The sequence below is a fragment of the Calderihabitans maritimus genome, assembly GCF_002207765.1.
Taxonomy (GTDB): domain Bacteria; phylum Bacillota; class KKC1; order Calderihabitantales; family Calderihabitantaceae; genus Calderihabitans; species Calderihabitans maritimus.
Window position 1 is genome coordinate 1 of record NZ_BDGJ01000075.1, and the last position, 497, is coordinate 497.

The following is a 497-nucleotide window of genomic DNA, read 5'->3' on the forward strand; positions in this document are numbered from 1 at the left end:
GCAGGATTTAAGGTTTCTCCCAACTGGCGAAGCATGGGGGCTGCAGAATCAAACGTTGACAAATTCAAGAATCGGACTTCAAAGCGTGGCCGGGCTTGGTCGGAAAAAGGGCTAAAAGGCATACTGACGTGCTTGGCTAAGCTTTACCAAGGGGTTTTACCAGAATACATCTCCAGAACCGTAGGTGAACTTGAAGAATGGGCTTTAGACAAATTACAGGCGAGTGCCGGTCATGTGGCCAAGGCCATAGCCTCTAGTGGAGTCGGAGTTCGAAAAGGTAGTTTTCCAGCAACACGTCGTGGTACTGAGGGTTATGCTTGCTTATTCCGTGAATTACTGAAACCAGAACTGCTATGATTTAGTGGTCTATGACATGCTGACATGTTCCCTGGTGAGCCCATGAGCTTAAGGCGGCGCCGTGAGGGGAGCCTTGACAGCCGGGGTCCTTGAACGTGGTACAATGGGTTGCCGACAGGGCGAATTCCAAAATGGCTATT

General features: G+C 50.1%; 1 protein-coding gene. It reads left to right on the forward strand.

Annotation, left to right across the window (positions count from 1 at the left end; genetic code table 11):
- Positions 1-357, forward strand: a 357-nt coding sequence (locus KKC1_RS07070; RefSeq protein ID WP_143288700.1) for a UPF0236 family transposase-like protein, incomplete at its 5' end; no start/stop codon positions are given.
- Between the last annotated feature and the right edge of the window lie 140 nt (positions 358-497).